We start from the raw sequence: 20,824 nt of genomic DNA on the forward strand, positions 1-20,824 counted from the left end.
AACACTTTACGGCATAAGGAGCTAGCCGCGCAGAATCACGGGACGCCACCGCTCACTCCCGGCCGCCGGCGTACGCGGCCAGTTTCTCCCCGACCAGCCGACCGATCGCCTCCAGCGAGGGCTCCCGGTTCAGCAGGGTGCCGTGCCCGCCCGGCAGGTCGTGCCGCTCGATCCGCCCCTCCACCCACGGCGTCCACGCCCGGTACGTCACCGCCGGGTCCTGCTGGTCCGCGGCGGTCAGCAGCAGCAGGTCGCCGGCCAGGCGCTCGGGGGCGTAGTCGACGAGCAGACGGGTGTTGTTGGCGGAGATCTCCATGATCGCCCGCAGCTGCTCCTCCCCGAGGTTCGCCAGCGCGCTGCCCCGCTCCCGCAGGATCTCCCGGGTGCGCGCGAAGGTCAGCCGCTCCCCCTCGCCGAGCGCGAACGACTCGTCGACCAGCCCCACCAGGTAGGTGAGGTGCTCGTGCAGGTCCTCCTCGTCCAGCTCGGGCACGTCGTCGTGGGTCAGCCCCTTCCAGCCCGGACAGGCGTCCACGACGGCGAGCACGCCCACCTCCTCCCCGCGCCGCCGCAGCTCCACGGCCACCGCGTAGGCGGCGACCCCGCCGAACGACCAGCCGAGCAGGTGGTAGGGGCCCGCGGGCTGGACCCGCTGGATCTCGTCGGCGTAGTCGGCCGCCATCGCCTCCAGCGTCTCCGGACGGGGCTCCGGCTTGCCCAGACCGCGCGCCTGGAGTCCGTAGACCGGCCGTTCGGGGTCGAGGTGCCGCAGCAGGCCGGCGTACGACCAGCTGATCCCGCCGCCGGGATGCACGCAGAACAGCGCCTCCCGGTCGCCCCGGGGACGCAGCGGCAGCAGCACCTCGTAGCCGTCGCCCGGGTCGCCGTCCCGCAGCCGCCCCGCCATGCCCGCCGGGGTCGGCGTCTCGAACAGCGCGCGCAGCCCCACGTCCACCCCGAAGGCCGTCCGGATCCGGGCCTTCAGCCGGGCCGCCAGGAGCGAGTGCCCGCCCAGACGGAAGAAGTCGTCGTCCACCCGCACCCGGGGCAGCCCGAGCACCTCGGCGAACAGCTCGCACATCAGCTCCTCCTGCGGCAGCCGCGGAGCACGGCCGTCGGACCCGGAACCGAGCTCGGGAGCGGGCAGCGCCGCGCGGTCCAGCTTGCCGTTGCGGGTCAGCGGCAGCCGGCTGAGCGGCACCACCGCGCTGGGAACCATGTACTCCGGCAGGTGCAGCCGGGCGTGGTCGAGCACGCCGCCCACCAGCGCGCCCGCCGCCCCCGGGGTCAGCGGCGCCCGCACCCAGCGGGCCGGCGGCGCACCGCCGTCCAGCGGGGACCGCGGCCGGTACAGGTCCACCACCGGGCCGTCCGACTCCGGGCCGGTGAACACCACGTCCAGGCGGCCCGGTTCGGCCGACCAGGTCACGTGCGCCGCGCAGCCGAGCCGGTCGGCCAGCTCGTCGAAGACCGCGACGGCGGGGGCGTCGTCCGCAGGCTCCGGATCGTGCCCGTGGACCGCCGCCTCGACCGCCGCGTCCGCGGCGAGGCGCCCGTTCGGCACCCCCGTGACCCGCAGCGGCGTCCCCGCCCGGCGCAGCACCTCCTCCAGACCGTCCGGCCCCGCCGCGCCGTCCCAGGCGACGACGGGCACCTCGCGCGCCGAGACGAGCGGCGCGCCGCCCTCCTTGAAGAGCGTCACGTCGTAGCGGTACCGCGTCAGCTCGTTGGCGAAGGCGCCCCGCTTCACCTCCACGCGGGCGCCGGCCACCCCCTCGACGTGCTCGCCCAGCACGGTGAACAGCTCGGGGGCGACGAGCAGTTCCTCCTCCCGCGCCAGGGCGCGCTCGACGGCCTGCCGCAGGCTCGCCCGGTCGTGCCGGTCGTGCACCCCGGCCGCCTGCGCCGCGGAGGTGAGCATGCGGTGCAGCCGCAGGTCGCGCAGGTCGCCCAGGAAGAGGGCGCCGCCCGGCGCCAGCAGCCGCAGGGCCGACCCGATCACCCCCAGCAGGTACCCGGCGCTCGGGAAGTACTGCACGATCGAGTTGAGCACCACGGTGTCGAAGTGCCCCTCGGGCAGGTCCCCGGTGTCGTCGGCGGCCAGGACCCGCAGCCGCACCCGGTCGCGCAGCCCCGGATCCTCCGCCACGTGCCGGCGCAGCGTCGCGACGACCGCGGGGGAGAAGTCCGTGGCCCAGTACTCCTCGGCCTCCGGCGCGAGGCGCGAGAGCAGCAGGCCCGTGCCGGCGCCGATCTCCAGCACCCGGCGGGGCCGCAGCCGGCGGACGCGGGCGACCGTCTCGCGGCGCCACTCCCGCATCTCCTCCAGGGGGATGGGCTCACCGGTGTAGCTGCTGTTCCAGCCGGAGAAGTCCTCGCCGAAGGCGGCCGTCGGCGCGGCGTACAGGGACTCGTAGACCCCCTGCCAGTCCCGCACCTGGTCCCGCTCGGCCGCCTCGTCGTGCCCCGCGGCCTCCGGGTCGGCGACCACGTAGGCCACCAGCCGTGGATCGCCCGGCCGGTCCTCGCGGACCAGCACCGCCGCCTGCCCCACGCCGGGGTGGCGCAGCAGCACGCTCTCCACCTCGCCCGGCTCGATCCGGAAGCCGCGCAGCTTGACCTGGTCGTCGCCGCGCCCCACGTAGTCCAGCGCGCCGTCCGCCGTCCACCGCACCAGGTCCCCGGTCCGGTACATGCGCGCGCCCGGCTTGCCGAACGGGTCGGCCACGAACTGCGGCGCGGTGAGCTCCGGCCGGCCCGGATAGCCGCGGGCGAGACCGGTGCCGGCGATGTACAGCTCGCCGACCACCCCGGGCGGGACCGGACGCAGCTCCCGGTCCAGCACGTACAGCCGGGTGTTGGCCATCGGCCGCCCGATCGGCACCGACGTGGCGCCCTCGGGCAGTGCCTCGACCGGACCGCTCGCGGCGAAGGTCGTCGTCTCGGTCGGCCCGTAGCCGTTGACGACCACGAGGCCGGGGCAGGCCGCCAGCACCGCGCGCACCGCGTGCGGCGACACCGCCTCGCCGCCCGTCCACACCTGCCCCACCCCGGCCAGGCACCGGGGCACGCTCTCGGCCACCAGCGTGAACAGCGAACTGGTCAGCCACAGACCGGTGACCCGCTGCCGCACGACCGTGTCGGCGAGCGCGTGCAGGTCGAGCTCGCCGTCCGGCCCGATCACCACGGTGCCGCCGGTGAGCAGCGGCACCCACAGCTCGTACGTCGACGCGTCGAACGCTGGCGACGAGTGCAGCAGCACCCGCCGCTGGGCCCCGGTGCGCCAGCACGGGTCGGCCGCCAGCTCGGCCACGTTGCGGTGGGTGACCCCGATGCCCTTGGGGCGGCCCGTGGAGCCGGAGGTGTACATGATGTACGCCAGGTCCTCCGGGCCCGGGCGGTCCGCCTGAGCGACGGACACGCCCCCCGCCGGGCCGGGCTCCGGCACGAAGCCGTCGCCCAGCTCCGTGCCGAGGACGACGACCGCCGTGCCCCCGGGGAGCGAACCCGGCGCCGGGGCGCGGTCGGTGACCAGGACCCGGGCCCCGGTCTCGGCCAGCACCGCGCGGGTCCGGGCCGCCGGATGGCGCGGGTCCAGGGGCACGTAGGCGGCCCCCGCCTTCAGGACGCCGAGGACCGCGGCGACCAGGCCGGGGGAGCGGGGCATCAGCAGCGCCACCGCGTCCGCCCGGCGCACCCCGTGCCGCGCCAGCACCGCCGCCACCTCCTCGGCGGCCTCGCGCAGCGCGCCGTAGCCGGTCTCGCGGTCGCCGTGCACCAGGGCCGGCGCGTCGGGACGCTCGGCCGCCCGCGCGTCGAACAGCTCCGGCAGACCGGCCTCGGCCACCGGCCGGTCGGTGGCGTTGCGCCGCTCCAGCAGCAGGCTCTCCCGCGCGGTGAGCAGATCGGCCGACCCGATCGTCCGGTGCGGCGCCGCCACCAGCGACGACAGCAGCCGCACCCAGCGGTCGAACAGACCGGTCACCGTGGCGGCGTCGTACAGATCGCTCGCGTACTCGACCACACCGCTGATGCCCTGCGCGCCGCCCGTGCCGTCGAGGTGCTCCGACAGGCTGAAGAACAGGTCGAACTTGGCCGAACCGGTGCGCCCCGGCTCGATGTCGACGCGCAGCCCGGGCAGCTGGAAGGAACCGGCGGGCGCGTTCTGCAGCGCCAGCATCGTCTGGAACAGCGGGTGCCGGCCGAGCGAGCGCGGCGGGTTGAGCCGCTCCACCAGGTACTCGAAGGGCACGTCCTGGTGGGCGTAGGCGGCCAGCGCGGTGTCCCGCACCCGGGCGATCAGCTCCCGGAAGCTCGGCCGGCCCGAGGTGTCGGTGCGCAGCACCAGCGTGTTGACGAAAAAGCCCACCAGATCGTCGAGTTCCTGGTCGGTGCGGCCCGCGATCGGGCTGCCGATCGGGACGTCCTCGCTGCCGCTCAGCCGGGACAGCAGCGCCGCGAGCCCGGCCTGGAGCACCATGAACACCGTCGCGCCGGACTCCCGGGCCAGCTCCGCGATCCGCCGGTGCAGCTCCGCGTCGATGCCGACCCGGACGTAGTCGCCCCGGTAGGACGCCACGGCCGGCCGCGGCCGGTCGGTGGGCAGCCGCAGCTCCTCCGGCAGGGTGCGCAGCCGCCGCACCCAGTGGTCGAGCTGGGTGGCGAAGAGGCTGTCCGCGTCCCCCCGGTCGCCCAGCAGCTCGTTCTGCCACAGCGTGTAGTCGGCGTACTGCACCGGCAGCGGCGCCCACGACGGGGCCTCGCCCCGGCACCGCGCCTCGTACGCCCCGGCCAGGTCGCGGGCGAGCGGATTCAGCGACCAGCCGTCACCGGCGATGTGGTGCACCACGAGCAGCAGCACGTGCTCCTCGGCCGACAGCGCGAACAGCCGCACCCGCAGGGGAGGTTCGGAGGCCAGGTCGAAGCCCTCGCGGGCGGCGGCGTCCAGCCGCGCGGACAGCTCCTCGCGCCCGGTCTCCACCGCCTCCACGACGGGGGCCGCCTCCGCCGGGTCCAGCACCCGCTGCCACGGCACCCCGCCGCTCTCCGGGAAGACCGTGCGCAGGCTCTCGTGACGCGTCACCACGTCGGCCAGGGCCGCCCGCAGCGCCTCCCGGTCCAGGAAGCCGGTCAGGCGCAGCGCGAGCGGGATGTTGTACGTGGCGCTCGGCCCCTCCATCGCGTGGATGAACCACAGCCTGCGCTGCGCGAACGACAGCGGCAGCCGCTCGGGCCGGTCCCGGCGGGCGAGCCGCAGCCGGCTCGGCGCCGCCGTGTCCACCCGGGCGGCCACCGCCGCCGGGGTGGCGTTCTCGAACAGCGCCCGCAGGGCGATCTCCACGCCGAAGGTGGCGCGGATCGCGGCGATCAGCCGGGTGGCGAGCAGGGAGTGCCCGCCCAGCTCGAAGAAGCTGTCGTCGGCGCCCACCCGGGGCAGCCCCAGGACCTGCGCGAACAGATCGCACACGATCTGCTCCTGCGGGGTGCGCGGATCGCGGCCGGTGCCGCCCGCGGTCAGCGTCGGCGCGGGCAGCGCGGCCCGGTCCAGCTTGCCGTTGGCGGTCAGCGGCAGCGCGCTGACCGGCACGAACGCGCTCGGCACCATCGAGGCGGGCAGCGTCCGCTCCACGTGCCGGCGCAGCCGGGCCATCAGCGACCCGCTGGTGCGCGGCACCATCGGGTCGCTGGTGAGGGCCGACAGCCGGGTGCGCGGACCGGGCGCGGTCACCGGCGGGCAGGTGCCGGTGAGCGGGGCATCCCCGCGCGCCAGCACGAAGTCGACGAGATCCGGACGCGCCGACCAGGCCGCCGCCGTGCGGTAGCCCAGCTCCGCGCCCAGCCGGTGCAGTTCCGCCAGGTCCACGGCGGGCGCGGGCACCACCGGGGCCTCCCCGGTGCGCATCGCCTCGACCAGCGCCAGCTCGGCCGCGATCCGGTCGTGGGGGACCCCGGTCAGCCGCAGCCGCTCCGGGCGCCGCCCGGCGAGGAGGCGGCGGACGGCCGCCGGGTCCCCGAGCTCCTCCCAGGGCACCGCGGGGGCGTCCGCGACCCCGGTCGTGGGCGCGTCCCGGTGGTGCAGCGTCACGTCGTACCGGTAGCGGCTCAGCTCGTTGTCCCAGGAGCCCTCCTTCAGCGCCACGCCCACCCCGCCGAGCTCGGGCAGGCGCGCGGCGAGCGCGGTGAAGTAGTCCGGGTCGACGAGGAGTTCCTTCTCCGTCATGAGGTCGTGCTCGACCGCGCGGCGCAGCGCGGCGGGGTCCGGCGCGCCGGACGTCCGGTGCGCGTGGACGCCGGCCCGCAGCGCCCGCAGCAGCCGCACGTTGCGCACGTCGCCGACGAACAGGGTGCCGCCCGGCGCCAGCAGGCGGGCCGCGGCGGTGAGGACCTCGGTCAGGTGGTCGGCGCCGGGGAAGTACTGGACGACGGAGTTCAGCACGATCGTGTCGAAGTGCCCGGCGGGCAGCCCGTCCGGATCGTGCGCCGCCTGCACCCGCAGCGTGACCCGCTCGCGCAGCGCCGCGTCGGCCGCCACGTGCCGGCCCAGCTCCCCGATGACGTGCGCGGAGAAGTCGGTGCCCCAGTACTCCGCGCAGTGCGGCGCGATCCGGGACAGCAGCAGGCCCGTGCCCACGCCGAGTTCCAGGACCCGGCGCGGCCGGAGGGCGAGGATCCGCCGCGCCGTGTGGTCCCGCCACTCCCGCATCTCCTCCAGCGGGATGGGCTCACCGGTGTAGCTGCTGTTCCAGCTGGCGAAGTCCTCGCCGAACGGCGCCTCGGCGGCCCCCGCGTACACGGAGTCGTACAGCTGCCGCCAGTCCTCCAGCTGGTGCCGCTCGGCGCCCTCCTCGCGCGCCTCCGGCGCGTCGCCGGGCACCACGTACGCCACCAGCCGCCGGTCGCCGGGCCGGTCCTCGCGCACGGTGACGGCGGCCTGCCGCACCCCGGGCTGCCCGTCGAGGACGCGGGCGACCTCCCCGGGCTCGATCCGGAAGCCGCGCAGCTTGACCTGGTCGTCGGAGCGGCCCAGGTACTCCAGTTCGCCGTCCGCGGTCCAGCGGACGAGGTCGCCGGTGCGGTACATCCGCTCGCCCGGCGCCCCGTGCCGGCAGGCCACGAAACGGGAGGCCGTCAGGCCCGCGCGGCGCAGGTAGCCCTGGGCCAGGCCGGCCCCGGCGAGGTACAGCTCCCCGACGACGCCGGGCGGCACCGGCCGCAGCCGCGCGTCGAGCACGTACGCCCGGGTGTTGTCGACCGGCGTGCCGATCAGCGGGGGCCGGGCGCCCGTCTCCCGGCTCGCGGTCGACCAGATCGTCGTCTCGGTCGGCCCGTACAGGTTCAGCACCTCGCCCGCCCCGGCCAGGTCCGCCGCCAGCCGCTCGGGCAGCGCCTCCCCGCCGGTGAGGATCCGCAGGCCCCGCAGCGGCGCCGGGTCGTGCGCCACCAGGGTCTGCCACAGCGACGGCGTCGCCTGCATGACGGTGACGCCGTGCGCGGACACCCACTCCAGCAGCGCCGCCGGCCGGCGCACGACGTCCCGGGGGGCGAGGACGACCCGGGCGCCCCGCAGCAGCGGCAGCCAGATCTCCAGGGCGGCGATGTCGAACGAGACCGTGGTGACGGCCAGCAGCCGGTCCTCCGGGGCGAGCGGCACCAGCCGTCCCGTCGCGTGCAGGAAGTTCGCCAGCGCCCCGTGCGGGACGACCACGCCCTTGGGGGTGCCGGTCGACCCCGAGGTGTAGAGGACGTACGCCGGCTGCCCCGGCGCGACGCGGACCCGCGGCGGGACGGCCGGACGCGCCCGCAGGGCCTCGGCCGTCGCCGGGTCGTCCAGCACGATCCGCGCCGGGCCGCCGTCCCCGGCGCCGGGCACGGGCCCGCCGGCGGCCCGGGTGGTCAGCAGCACCGCGGGCCGGGCGTCGCGGACCATGAACTCCAGCCGGGACGCCGGGTACTCGGTGTCGAGCGGCAGGTAGGCCGCGCCGGACCGCAGCACCGCCAGCAGCGCGACGGGCAGCTCCTCGGTGCGCGGCAGCGCCAGGGCGACCACCGTGCCCGGTCCGCCGCCGCGCGCCAGGATCTCCCCGGCCAGCCGGTTCGCCCGCTCGTCCAGCTCCCGGTAGGTGAGCGCGGCGCCGTCGGCCACCACCGCGACGGCGTCCGGCGTCGCCGCCGCCCGCTCCTCCAGCAGCTCCGGCAGCGTCCGCGGCGGGACCGGCACCGCGGTGTCGTTCCAGCCGCGCAGCACCCGCTCCCGCTCGGCGGCCGTCAGCACGTCCACGTCCGAGACCGGCCGGTCCGGGGCGTCCGCGACGGCCGCCAGCAGCCGCCGCCAGCGCGTGAACAGGGCGCGGACCGTGTCCGGGTCGTACAGGTCGCCGGCGTACTCCACCGCGCCCTCGATGCCGTCCGGCGCCCCGTCCGCCGTCCGGCGCTCCACCAGGCTGAAGAACAGGTCGAACTTGGCGGTGCCGGTGCGCGCCTGGGAGACGGCGACCTCCAGGCCGGGCAGCTCGAACCGGCCCTCCGGCGCGTTCTGCAGCGCCAGCATCACCTGGAACAGCGGGTGGTGGGCCAGCGAGCGGGCCGGGTTGAGCCGCTCCACCAGGTACTCGAACGGCACGTCCTGGTGGGCGTAGGCGTCCAGCGCCGTGTCCCGCACCCGCCGCAGCAGCTGGGTGAAGGTCGGGTCGCCGGAGGTGTCGGTGCGCAGCACCAGGGTGTTGACGAAGAAACCGATCAGGTCGTCCATGGCCTGGTCGGTGCGGCCGGCGATCGGACTGCCGATCGGGATGTCCGTGCCGCAGCCCATCCGGGTCATCAGGGCGGCCAGCCCGGCCTGGAGCACCATGAAGACCGTGGTGCCCTCGCGCCGGGCCAGCTCGGCCAGCGCGCGGTGCAGTTCCGCGTCCAGCCCCACCTCGACGTAGTCGCCGGCGTACGAGGCGGCCGCCGGACGCGGCCGGTCGCCCGGTAGCGTCACCTGCTCGGGCAGATCCTCCAGGACGGTCCGCCAGTGGGCGACCTGCCGGGCCAGCAGGCTGTCGTCGTCGCCGTCCTCGCCGAGCAGCTCGTTCTGCCACAGGGTGTAGTCGGCGTACTGGACCGGCAGGGGCCGCCAGACGGGCTCCCGCCCCTCGGCGCGGGCCGCGTAGGCGCGGGTGAGGTCGGCCGCCAGCGGGCTCAGCGACCAGCCGTCGCCGGCGATGTGGTGCAGCACCAGCAGCAGCACGTGGTCGTCGGGCGCGAGCGCGAACAGCTCGGCCCGCACCGGGCACTCGGTGTCCAGCCGGAAGGCGTGCCGGGCCGCCGCGGTGAGCAGCCCCGGCAGGCTCTCCCCGGTGGCCGGGGTGACGGGCAGCGGCGGGACGGCCCGCTCGGGGCCGAGGACCCGCTGGACGGGGACGCCCCCGCTCTCCGGGAAGACGGTCCGCAGGCTCTCGTGGCGGGCGACGACGTCCCCGAGGGCGGCCCGCAGGGCGGCGTGGTCGAGGGCCCCGGTGAAGCGCAGTGCCAGCGGGATGTTGTACGTCGCGCTCGGCCCCTCCAGCTGGTGCAGGAACCACAGCCGGCGCTGCGCGAACGACAGCGGCAGCACCTCCGGGCGCTCCCGCCGGACCAGGGCCGGGCGGGCCGGACCGCCGTCGTCCAGCCGCTGCGCGAGCCCGGCCGGGGTGCGGGCCTCGAAGACGGCGCGCACCCCGGTCTCGGCACCGAAGGTGGCACGGATCCGGGCGGCGAGCCGGGTGGCGAGCAGCGAGTGGCCGCCGAGGTCGAAGAAGTCGTCGTCGGCGCCGACCCGGGGCAGCCCCAGGACCTGCGCGAACAGATCGCACAGGATCTGCTCCTGCGGCGTGTGCGGATCCCGGCCGGTCCCGGCCCGGCCGAGGTCCGGCGCGGGCAGGGCCGCGCGGTCGAGCTTGCCGTTGGGGGTCAGGGGGAGGACGGGGAGGAGCACGACGGCCGCGGGCACCATGTAGTCGGGCAGCCGGTCGCGCAGGAAGCCGCGCAGGACGTGCGGCTCCGGCGCGCGGTCCGCGACGGGCACCGCGTAGGCGACCAGCCGCTGGTCGCCCGGCCGGTCCTGGCGCACCAGGACGGCGGCCTGCGCCACCTCGGGGTGCTCGGTCAGGGCCGCCTCGATCTCGCCGGGTTCGATGCGGAAGCCGCGGACCTTGAGCTGGTCGTCGGCGCGGCCCAGGAACTCCAGGTGCCCGTCCGGCGTCCAGCGGGCGAGGTCGCCGGTCCGGTACATGCGGTCGCCGGGCCGGCCGTAGGGGTCGGCGACGAACCGCTGGGAGGTCAGACCGGGCCGGCGCAGGTAACCGCGGGCCAGGCCGGGGGTGTTGGTGTACAGCTCGCCCGCGGCGCCGGGCGGCACCGGCCGCAGGGCGTCGTCCAGGAGGTAGACCCGCACGTTGTCGACGGGCCGGCCCAGCGGCGCGGCGGCGGGCCAGGCCGCGGGGTCGCCGGGCAGGGTGTGGGCGGTGAGGACCTGGGCCTCGGTGGGCCCGTAGTGGTTGTGCAGCAGGCGCGGGGCGTGCCCGTGGAAGTCGCGCAGCCGCCGGCTGAGGGGGAGCGCCTCGCCGGCCTGCGCGATCTGCTCCAGCGACGGCACGCGCAGCCCCGCCTCGCCGGCCGCCTCGGCGAGGGACTCCAGGACGGTGCTGGGGGCGAAGATCTCGTTCACCCGGTGCGCGGTGAGCCAGGCGGCGAAGCGCCGCGGGTCGCGGCGGGTGTCCTCGTCCGGCACCACCAGCGTCTTGCCGAACAGCAGCGCGGAGAGGACCTCCTGCACCGACACGTCGAAGCTGATCGCGGTGAACTGCGCGGTCCGGGTGCCGGGCCCGCCGCCGAGCTGGCCGTGGTGCCAGCGCAGCATGTTCGCCACGCCGAGGCCGGTCATCTGCACCGCCTTCGGCCGGCCCGTCGAGCCCGAGGTGTAGATGACGTACGCCGGGCTCGCGAGGGCCAGCGGCCCCGTCCGCTCCGCGGGGGAGGGGTCGGTGTCCGGGCCCCCCGCGATCAGGGCGGCGGTGTCCGGGTCGTCCAGGACCAGCAGCGGCGCCGGGTCGTCGGCCGGCACCGCGGACCGGGTCCCGGAGTCGGTGAGCACGACGGCCGGACGGGCGTCCGCGAGCACGTACCGGATCCGCGCCGCCGGATGGTCCGGGTCGAGCGGCAGATGGGCGGCGCCCGCCTTGACGACGGCCAGCAGCGCGACGACGTGCGCGGGCGAACGCGGCAGGGCGAGCGCGACGGTGCTCTCCGGTCCGACCCCGCGCCGGATCAGGGCGTGCGCGAGCCGGTTGGCGCGCCGGTTCAGCTCCGCGTACGAGAGGGTCTCGTCGCCGAAGAGGACGGCGGGCGCGTCCGGGGTGGCGGCGACCTGCGTCTGGAACCAGTCGGGCAGCAGCGGCAGTTCGCCGTCGCGCCGGGTGTCGTTCCAGGTCTCCAGGACCAGCCGCCGCTCCTCGGGGCCGGTCACGTCGACCCGGCCGGTGAGCGTGCCGGGGTCCTCGGCGACGGCGGTGAGGACCAGGCGCAGCCGGTCCAGGAGCGCCCGCGCGGCCGCCCGGTCGAACAGGTCGTCGCGGTGGTCCAGCCGCAGGTAGAGCCGCCGGCCCGGGGCGGCGACGAGGGTGAGCGGGTAGTGGGTGGCGTCCCGGCCCCGCTCCAGGGCCGGGACGACCCGCAGCCCGGTGTCCGGATCGGCGGCGTCCCGGGCGGACCCGTCCCACGGGTAGTTCTCGAAGACCATCATCGTGTCGAACAGCTCCGGCAGGCCCGCCGCCCGCTGGATGTCCGAGAGCCCCAGGTGGTGGTGGTCGGCCAGCGCGGACTGGGCGCGCTGCACCTCGCCGATCAGCTCCGCCAGCGGCCGGTCCGGCGCGACCCGCACCCGCACCGGGACGATGTTGATGAAGAGCCCCACCATCGACTCGACGCCGGGCAGCCGCGGGGTGCGGCCGGAGACCACGGCGCCGAACACCACGTCCCGCTGTCCGGTCGCCCGGCTCAGCACCAGCCCCCACGCGGCCTGGAGCAGGGTGTTCACCGTCACCCCGAGCCCCTGCGCGCGCGCCCGCAGCGCCTCGGTCAGCTCCTCCGGCAGTTCGGTCACCACCCGCTCGGGCAGCCGGGGGGCGCGCGCCGGATCGGCCGGGGCCAGCCGGGTCGCCTGGTCCACGCCGGCCAGCTCCCGCCGCCACGCCTCCTCGGCCGCCGCCCGGTCCTGGCGGCCCAGCCAGGCCAGGAAGTCCCGGAACGGCGTCACCCTCGGCAGGCCGGCCGCGTCCGCGCCCCGGGCGTACAGGGCGAACAGCTCCCGCACCACGATCGGCGTCGACCAGCCGTCGAGCAGGATGTGATGGCTGGTCAGCAGCAGGCAGTGCCGCTCCGCCGCGAGCCGGACCAGGGTGAACCGCAGCAGCGGGGGACGCGCCAGGTCGAAGCGGCGCCGGTGGTCCTCGCGGCCCAGCCGGTCCAGCTCCGCGCGCGCCTCCGCCTCCGGCAGCCCGCTCAGGTCCGTCTCGGTCCACGGCACGGTCACCTCGGCCGGGATCACCTGCACCGGCCGGCCGTCCGTCACCTGGGGGAAGGCGGCGCGCAGATTGGGGTGCCGGGCGACCAGGGCCTGCGCCGCGGCCCGCAGCCGCGGCGCGTCCAGCGGGCCGGTGAGGTCGAAGACCTGCTGCACCATGTACACGTCGGGGCCGTCCGCGTCGTACAGCGCGTGGAAGAGCATGCCCTCCTGCATCGGTGTCAGCGGGAGGATGTCGACCAGATTGCCGCGGGTCATTACCGAGTCCTCCACATGTCCTCGAGCTGTTCGACGTCGTGCTGGGCGAGTCCGACGAGCGGGAAGTCCGACGGGGTGAGGCCGCCGCCCCCCTGCTCGGTTCCGTGCCGTGCCAGGCCGCGCAGGGCCTGGAACCAGTACTCCGCGACGGCCCGGGCGTCGGCCTCGGGCCACATCCCCGGCGCCCACCGCCAGGCGGCCGTCAGGCGCGGCCCGTCCGGGTGGTCGCGCACCGCCGCGTCGACCTCCAGGCCGTGGGCCAGGGGGAGGCCGGCGTCGGCGCCGCCGACCAGGCCGATCTCGCCGGCCACCCGCCACTCGGGGTGCTCCCGGACGAGCGGGGTGCCGGGCGCCGGGAACCGGCCCAGGTAGTTGAAGCCGATCTGCGGGACGGCGGCGGCGGCGAGCTCCGCCGCGGTGCCGGGGTTCAGGTGGCGCAGCAGGCCGTACCCCCGGCCGTGCGCGGGGACGGCGCGCATCTGTTCCTTGACGCGTTTGAGCGCGGCGCCCGTGCCGCCGGCGCCGGCGGTCACGTCCTCCCACGCGTGCGCGCCGGGGTCGAGCCGGACCGGGTACAGGGTGGTGAACCAGCCCACCGTGCGGGAGAGGTCGGCCCCGTCGTCGTCGCGGCCGTGCCCCTCCACGTCGACGAGGACGGCGCCGCCCTCGCCGAGGCCCCGCTCGCGGCGGAAGTGCCCGAGGGCCAGGGAGAGCGCGGTCAGCAGCACGTCCTGGACGCCGGCGCGGAACGCGGCCGGCACACCGGTGAGGAGGGGTTCGGTGACGTCGGGCGGCAGGGTGGCGGTGAAGTGGGCGGCGGTGCCGGTCACGTCCCGGGCCGGGTCGAGGGGGCGCGCGGTCAGCGGGGGGTCCGGTTCCCGCAGGGTCCGGGTCCACCAGGCCAGTTCGCCCACCGTGCCGGAGTGCCGGGCCCGCGCGTGCAGCGCCCGCGACCAGGTGCGCAGGGAGGTACCGACGGGGGGCGGGGCGGTCCCGTCGTCCAGCGCGGCGAGCAGGTCCGGCACCAGGATGCGCCAGGAGACCCCGTCGACCGCGAGGTGGTGGATCACCATCAGCAGCCGGCCCTCCCGGCCGGGCCCGGCGTCCAGCCAGACGAACTGGGCCATCCGCCCGTCCCGGGGGGAGAGCCGGCCCGTCGCGGCCTCGGCCTCCCGCTCGACGGCCGCGCGCAGGGCGCCGTCGGCCGGCTCCGCCGTGTCGTCCGTGCCGGCGGCCGGCAGGCGTACCACGCGCACCAGGGCCGCCGGGTCGGCCTCGCCCGCGGGGCGGACGTCCAGGGCCCAGCGGTCCGTGCCCGGCTCCCGCGTCAGGCGGGCGCGCAGCGCGTCGTGCCGTTCGAGCAGCGCGCCGACGGCGGCGGTGAGCCGCTCCCGGTCCGGCCGGCGGGGCGCCCGCAGCAGCAGGGACTGGGAGAACCGGTCGACCGGGCCGCCGCGGTCCTGGAGCCAGCACATGATCGGGGTGGGCGGGACGAGTCCGTCGCCGGAGCCCGGCTCCTCGCCGGCCCCGTCCGGGGCCGTCAGCTCGCCGACCGCCTCCGCCAGGCGCGCGGCCGTCCGGTGCTCGAAGACGTCCCGCACCCCGGCGTCCAGACCGGCGGCGCGGGCCTGGGAGACCAGCCGGATCGAGAGGATGCTGTCGCCCCCGAGGACGAAGAAGTCGTCGTCGGCGCCGACCCGGTCCAGGCCGAGGACCCCGGAGAACAGCTCGCACAGCAGCTTCTCGCGCGGGGTGCCGGGTTCCCGGCGGTCCGTCACCGGCAGGGCGGGCTCCGGCAGGGCGGCCCGGTCCACCTTGCCGTTGGGCGTCAGGGGCAGCGCGGAGAGCGGGACGACGGCCGCGGGGACCATGTAGTCGGGCAGCCGCTCGGCGGCGTAGGCGCGCAGCGCGGCCGGGTCGGCCTCCGTCACCGGGTAGGCGACCAGCCGCACCCCGCCGGCGCGGTCCGGGCGGGCGAGCACGACGGCGCGGGCCACCTCCGGATGCCCGGTGAGCACCGCCTCGACCTCGCCCGGCTCGATCCGGAACCCCCGGATCTTGACCTGGTCGTCCGAGCGCCCCGCGAACTCCAGCTCGCCGGAGGCGTTCCAGCGCGCCAGGTCGCCGGTGCGGTACATGCGGGCGCCGGACGGCCCGGACGGGTCGGCGACGAACCGCGCCGCGGTCGGGCCGGGCTGTCCGAGGTAGCCGCGGGCGAGCCCCGTCCCGGCGAGGTACAGCTCGCCGACGACCCCCTCGGGCACCGGGCGCAGACCGGCGTCCAGGACGAGGGCGCGGGTACCGGCCAGCGGCCGGCCGATGGGCACGCCGGGGGCGGCCGGCGCGAGCGCGCGCACCGGGTGGGCGGTGGCGAAGGTGGTGGTCTCCGTGGGGCCGTAGCCGTTGACCACCATCGTCCCGGGACAGGCGGCCAGCACCCGGCCGACGGCGGCGGGGGACAGCGCCTCGCCGCCCGCCCACACCTCCCGCACCCCGGCGAAGCAGCCGGGGTCGTGCTCGGCCATCACGTCGAACAGCGCGGCGGTCAGCCACAGGCCGGTGACCCCCGAGCCGGTGATCAGCCCGGCCAGCGCCGGCACGTCCAGGTCGCCGGGGGGTGCCACCACCACCCGGCCGCCGCGCAGCAGCGGCACCCACAGCTCGTAGGTGGACGCGTCGAACGCCGGCGGGGAGTGGAACAGGACGCGGGCCTGCGCGGGCCCGGACCAGCAGGGGTCCGAGGCGAGCGCGGCGACGTTGGCGTGGGTGACGGCGATCCCCTTGGGCCGGCCGGTCGACCCCGAGGTGTACATGACGTAGGCGACGTCGTCGGGCGACGCCGGGAGACGGGGGTCGCCCGCCGGCGCGGCCGCCCGCCCGGCGACCGTCGCCGGGTCGTCGAGGAGGAGGCGGGGGACGCCGTCGACCGCGGGCGCGTCCGCCGTGGTGAGCAGCAGCACCGGCCGGGTGTCGCGCACGATCGCCGCGGTCCGCGCCGCCGGGGCCCGCGGATCGAGGGGGACGTAGGCGCCGCCCGCCTTGAGCACCGCCAGGATCGCCGTCACCAGGTCGGCGGAGCGCTCCAGGCGCAGCGCGACCGCGTCGCCCCGCCGGACGCCGCGGGCCCGCAGCAGGTGGGCGAGCCGGTTGGCCCGGGCGTTCAGCTCCGCGCGGGTCAGCTCGGTCTCCCCGGCGACCAGCGCCACCGCGTCCGGGTCCGCCGCGACGCGCGCCTCGAACAGCGCGGGCAGCGCCAGCTCCGGGACGGGCTGGTCGGGGCCGGTCCCCCGGCGCAGGATCCGCTCCCGCTGCGCCGGCGTCAGCAGGTCGATGCCGGAGACGGGGGCGTCGGGGTCGGCGGCCGCGGCGTCCAGGAGCCGTACCCAGCGGTCCCACAGGGTCCGCGCCGACTCCGGGTCGAACAGGTCGTCGGCGTACTCGACGAGCCCGTGGATCCCGGCGGGCCGCCCGTCGGCGTCGTGCTCCTCGGTGACGCTGAGGAACAGGTCGAACTTGGCGGTGCCGGTGCGGCCCAGCTCCGAGCGGACCCGGAGGCCGGGCAGCTCGAACGAGGTGTCGCCGGCGTTCTGGAGCGCCAGCACGACCTGGAAGAGCGGGTGGTGGGAGAGGGAGCGCGACGGGCCGAGGACGTCCACCAGGTGCTCGAAGGGCACGTCCTGGTGGGCGTGGGCGGCCAGCGCGGTCTCCCGCACCCGGGCGACCAGTTCGGCGAAGGACGGGTCGCCGGAGGTGTCGGTGCGGATCACCTGGGTGTTGACGAAGAGCCCCACCAGGTCGTCGAGCGCCTCGTCGGTGCGCCCGGCGACCGGCGTGCCGACGGGGATGTCGGTGCCGGCGCCGAGCCGGGACAGCAGGGCCGCGAGCCCCGCCATGAGCACCATGAAGAGGCTGGCGTTCGCGGCGCGGGCCGTTTCGAGGAGCCGGCGGTGCAGGTCCGCGCCGATCTCGGCCGCGAGGTGGTCGCCCCGGTGCGAGGCGATGGCGGGCCGGGGACGGTCGGTGGGCAGGTCGAGACACTCCGGCAGCCCCTCCAGCTGCCGCCGCCAGTAGGCGACCTGGGCGGCGAACACGCTGCCGGCGTCCTCCGGGTCGCCGAGCAGCTCGCGCTGCCACAGGGTGTAGTCGGCGTACTGCACGGGCGGTTCGGGCAGTTCGGGCCGCTCGCCCCGGCACCGGGCGGCGTAGGCGGCCGCCAGGTCCCGGGAGAGCGGACCGATCGACCAGCCGTCCGCGGCGATGTGGTGCAGGACGAGCAGCAGCACGTGCTCGTCGGGCGCGAGGGCGAACAGCTCGGCCCGCACGGGCGGTTCGGTGGCGAGGTCGAAGCGGCGGCGGGCCGCCGCGGCCATCGGGCCGGACACCTCCGCCGGGTCGCCGTCGTGCTCGGTGAGGGGCGTCTCGACCTCCTCCAGCACCACCTGGTGCGGGACGCCGTCGTGTTCCCGTACGACGGTGCGCAGGCTCTCGTGCCGGGCCAGGACGTCGCCGAGCGCGGCCCGCAGCGCGGCCCGGTCCAGCGGGCCGGACAGCCGCAGCACGAACGGGGTGTTGTACGCGGCGGCCGCCCCGTCCAGCCGGTCCAGGAACCACAGCCGCCGCTGCGCGAAGGAGAGCGGCAGCGGCCGCGGGCGGGCGCGCCGGGTCAGCGGCGGCCGGGCCGGTGCCGCGTCGTCGAGGAGCCGGGCGAGGGCGGCCGGCGTCGCCGCCTCGAACAGGGCGCGCAGGCTCAGTTCCACGCCGTACGCGGTGCGCAGCCGGGCGGTCAGCCGGGTGGCCAGCACCGAATGGCCGCCCAGGTCGAAGAAGTTGTCGTCGACCCCGATCCGCTCCGTGCCGAGGACCTCGGCGAACAGGTCGCACACGAGCTGTTCGCGCGGGTTCCGGGCCGGCCGGTGCGGGCCGCGCGCCGCGGCCCGGCCGGGGGCGGGCAGCGCGGCCCGGTCCAGCTTGCCGTTCGGGGTGAGGGGGAGCCGGTCGAGCGGGACCACGGAGGACGGCACCATGTGCTCCGGCAGCCGGTCGCGGGCGAAGGCGCGCAGCTCCTCCGGCCGCGCCCCGGCCCCCGCGGCGGGCACCACGTAGGCGACCAGCCGGTCGTCGTCGAGCCGGTCCCGGCGCACCAGCACGGCCACCTGGGCGACGTCCCCGTGCTCGGCGAGGACCGCCTCGACCTCGCCGGGCTCGATGCGGAAGCCGCGGACCTTCACCTGGTCGTCGGAGCGGCCCAGGTACTCCAGCGTCCCGTCGGGGGACCAGCGGGCCACGTCCCCGGTGCGGTACATCCGGGTGCCCGGCGGCCCGTAGGGGTCGGCGACGAAGCGCTGCCCGGTCAGCCCCGGGCGGCCCAGGTAGCCGCGGGCCAGTCCGGGGCCGGCCACGTGGAGCTCGCCGGCCACGCCGGGCGGCACGGGCCGCAGCCCCCGGTCCAGGACGTAGGCGCGCAGGTCGTCCAGGGCGGTGCCGATGGCGCTCGTCTCCGTGCCGGCCACCCGCTCGCGGTCCAGGTCGAGCCGGGTGACGTGCACGGTGGTCTCGGTGATCCCGTACATGTTGACCAGTTCCGGCGCGGTGTCCGGGTGGCGCTCGTACCAGGGGCGCAGCCGGTCGGGGCGCAGCGCCTCGCCGCCGAAGACGACCGTGCGCAGGGCGAGCCGGTCGCCGAGCGCGGGTTCCTCGCGGTCGGCCTGCATCAGCTGGTAGAAGGCGGACGGCGTCTGGTTGAGCACGGTCACGCCCTCGTCCACCAGCAGCCGCAGCAGCCGCGCCGGCGTGCGGCTGACGTCGTACGGCACGACGACCAGGCGGCCCCCGTGCAGCAGCGCCCCCCAGATCTCCCAGGTGGAGAAGTCGAACGCGGCGGAGTGGAACAGGGCCCACACCTCCCGCTCGCCGAAGGCGAACCGCTCCCGGGTGGCGTCGAAGAGCCGGGTCACGTTGTGGTGGGTGACGACGACGCCCTTGGGGCGGCCGGTGGACCCCGAGGTGTAGATGACGTACGCGGGGTGGTCGGGCGCCGGCGGGCGGACCGGCTCCCCGCCGGCGGGGCCGGCCGCCGCCCGCGCGCCGGGCGGGTCCGCCGCGGCGGTGTCGTCCAGGACGAGCACGGGCGCGCCGGCCGGCAGCGACGGGGCGGTGTCCCGGTCGGTGACCACCAGGACGGGGGCGGAGTCCTCCAGCATGAACGCCAGCCGGGAGGCCGGATAGGCCGGGTCCAGCGGCAGGTAGGCCGCGCCCGACCTGGTGACGGCGAGCAGGGCGACGACCAGCTCGACGGAGCGGGGCAGGGCCACCGCGACGATCTTCTCCGGACCGGCGCCCCGGGCGGCCAGCAGCCGCGCGAGCCGGTCGGCCCGGGCGTCCAGCTCCCCGTACGTCAGCCGGGTGCCGTCCAGCGAGACGGCGGGCGCGTCCGGGCGGGCCGCGGCCCGCTCCCGGAAGAGCTCCGGCAGGGTGGCGCGGCGCGCCGGGGCCGCGGCGGCCGGGGGCGGCAGGAGGGTGCGGCGCTCCGTCGCGGACAGCAGGTCGATCCGGCCGGCCGGGGAGTCGGGGTCGGCGTCGGCCATCGCGTCCAGCAGGGTGACGAACCGGTCCCGGTGGGCCGCCAGCGTCCGCGGGTCGCAGACCTCGGGGTGGGCGGTCAGGTCGATCTGGAGGCCGGAGCCGTCCCGCCGGTCCCACACGGCGATCGCCAGGTCGCCCACCAGGCCGGAGGACAGGTTGTGCACGGTCGCGGGGTGCGCGCCGAACCGCAGGTCGTAGTCGAACGACATGACGTTGACCAGCGGCGCGTACCGCCCGGCGGCCGCGTCCGCCGGCGCGAGGTCCCGGTGCACGTCCTCGCCCCGGTAGCGCTGGTGGGCCACCACGTCGCGGACCCGGTCGCTCACCGCGCGCAGCAGTCCGCCGACGCTCGCGTCCGGCCGCACCGGCACCCGCAGCGGCAGGACGTTGGAGGTCATGCCGGGGGTCTGGCGCACCACGACGTCCGTGCGCGCGGCGACGGGCAGGCCCACCACCACGTCGTCGGCGCCCGTCGTCCGGTGCACGTACGCGGCGGCCGCCGCGATCGCCAGCTGGGACCAGGGCACCCTGGCCCGGCGGGTGGTCTCCCGGATGCGGTCCAGCCGGTCCTGGCCGAGCCGGGTGGTGCTGCGCAGCAGCTCGTCCGGCGTGCTCCGGGACGGCACCACCAGCCGGGGCGTGTGCGGCCGGTCGGCGAACAGGCCGGTCCAGAAGGCCCGGTCGCGGGCGAACTGCCCGGAGGAGCGGTAGACGGCGTCGCTGTGGACCAGCCGGCGCAGCGAGCCGAACGGCGACGGTGCGCACGGCCGCCCCTCGGCGAGCGCGGTGTAGACCGCCGCCACCCGCCGGGCGACGAGCTGGGCGCCGAACGCGTCCATGACGATGTGGTGGTAGCTGTGGTACCAGATGTGGCGGTCGCCCCCGAGCCGGATCAGGGCGTGCCGGAAGAGCGGCCCGCGGGCGAGGTCCATGGGCTCGCGGAGGTCCTCGCGCATCCACGCGGTCGCCGCCGCCGACGGGTCCGGCCGGCCGGAGACGTCGACGCGCGGGAGCGGCCAGTCGGTCACGGGCCGTACGGTCTGCCGGGCCTCGTCGCCGGACTCGGCGAAGCGGACGTGCAGCGCGTCGGTCTCGCCGACCGTCCGCCGCAGCGCCTCCTCGAAGAGGGCGGTGTCGACCGGACCGTCGATCCGCACGTACTCCCCGACCCGGTAGACGCTGTTCGCCGATGCGAGGCGCTGTTCGGCGAACCAGATCTCACGCTGTGCGGCCGACAGGGGCAGAATCGCACCCTCGGGCTCACGACCAGACAATCTTCAGCCTCCGGTTGCGTAGCGCCGCCTGATTTCCGTATTCGGCGGGAAGAATGCAAACGGTTCTTGTGCGAGCCGGTTTTCGCTGTCCGGGCACCGCCCGAACCTAACACGGCGGTTCCCGGAGTCAATGGCGTGAGCAGGGCCGCGGAGAGCGGCGGCTGTCCCG

General features: G+C 76.8%; 2 protein-coding genes. Both read right to left on the bottom strand.

Going from position 1 to position 20,824, the window contains the following annotated elements; genetic code table 11:
- Positions 1–52 precede the first annotated feature (52 nt).
- Positions 53–12,799, bottom strand: coding sequence for an amino acid adenylation domain-containing protein (locus AB0E83_RS15410; RefSeq protein ID WP_362110681.1), 12,747 nt, complete (start codon positions 12,797–12,799; stop codon positions 53–55).
- Positions 12,799–20,655: an amino acid adenylation domain-containing protein gene (locus AB0E83_RS15415; protein ID WP_362110684.1), complete on the bottom strand. Its 7,857-nt coding sequence runs from the start codon at positions 20,653–20,655 to the stop codon at positions 12,799–12,801. Before AB0E83_RS15415 ends, AB0E83_RS15410 begins: the two co-directional genes overlap by 1 nt.
- Positions 20,656–20,824 lie beyond the last annotated feature (169 nt).

This window comes from Streptomyces sp. NPDC035033, from assembly GCF_040636735.1.
Classification (GTDB): domain Bacteria; phylum Actinomycetota; class Actinomycetes; order Streptomycetales; family Streptomycetaceae; genus Streptomyces.

Excerpts from the sequence above, each read along its gene's own strand:
- AB0E83_RS15410 (WP_362110681.1), bottom strand. The coding sequence starts at position 12,799 with ATGACCCGCGGCAATCTGGTCGACATCCTCCCGCTGACACCGATGCAG.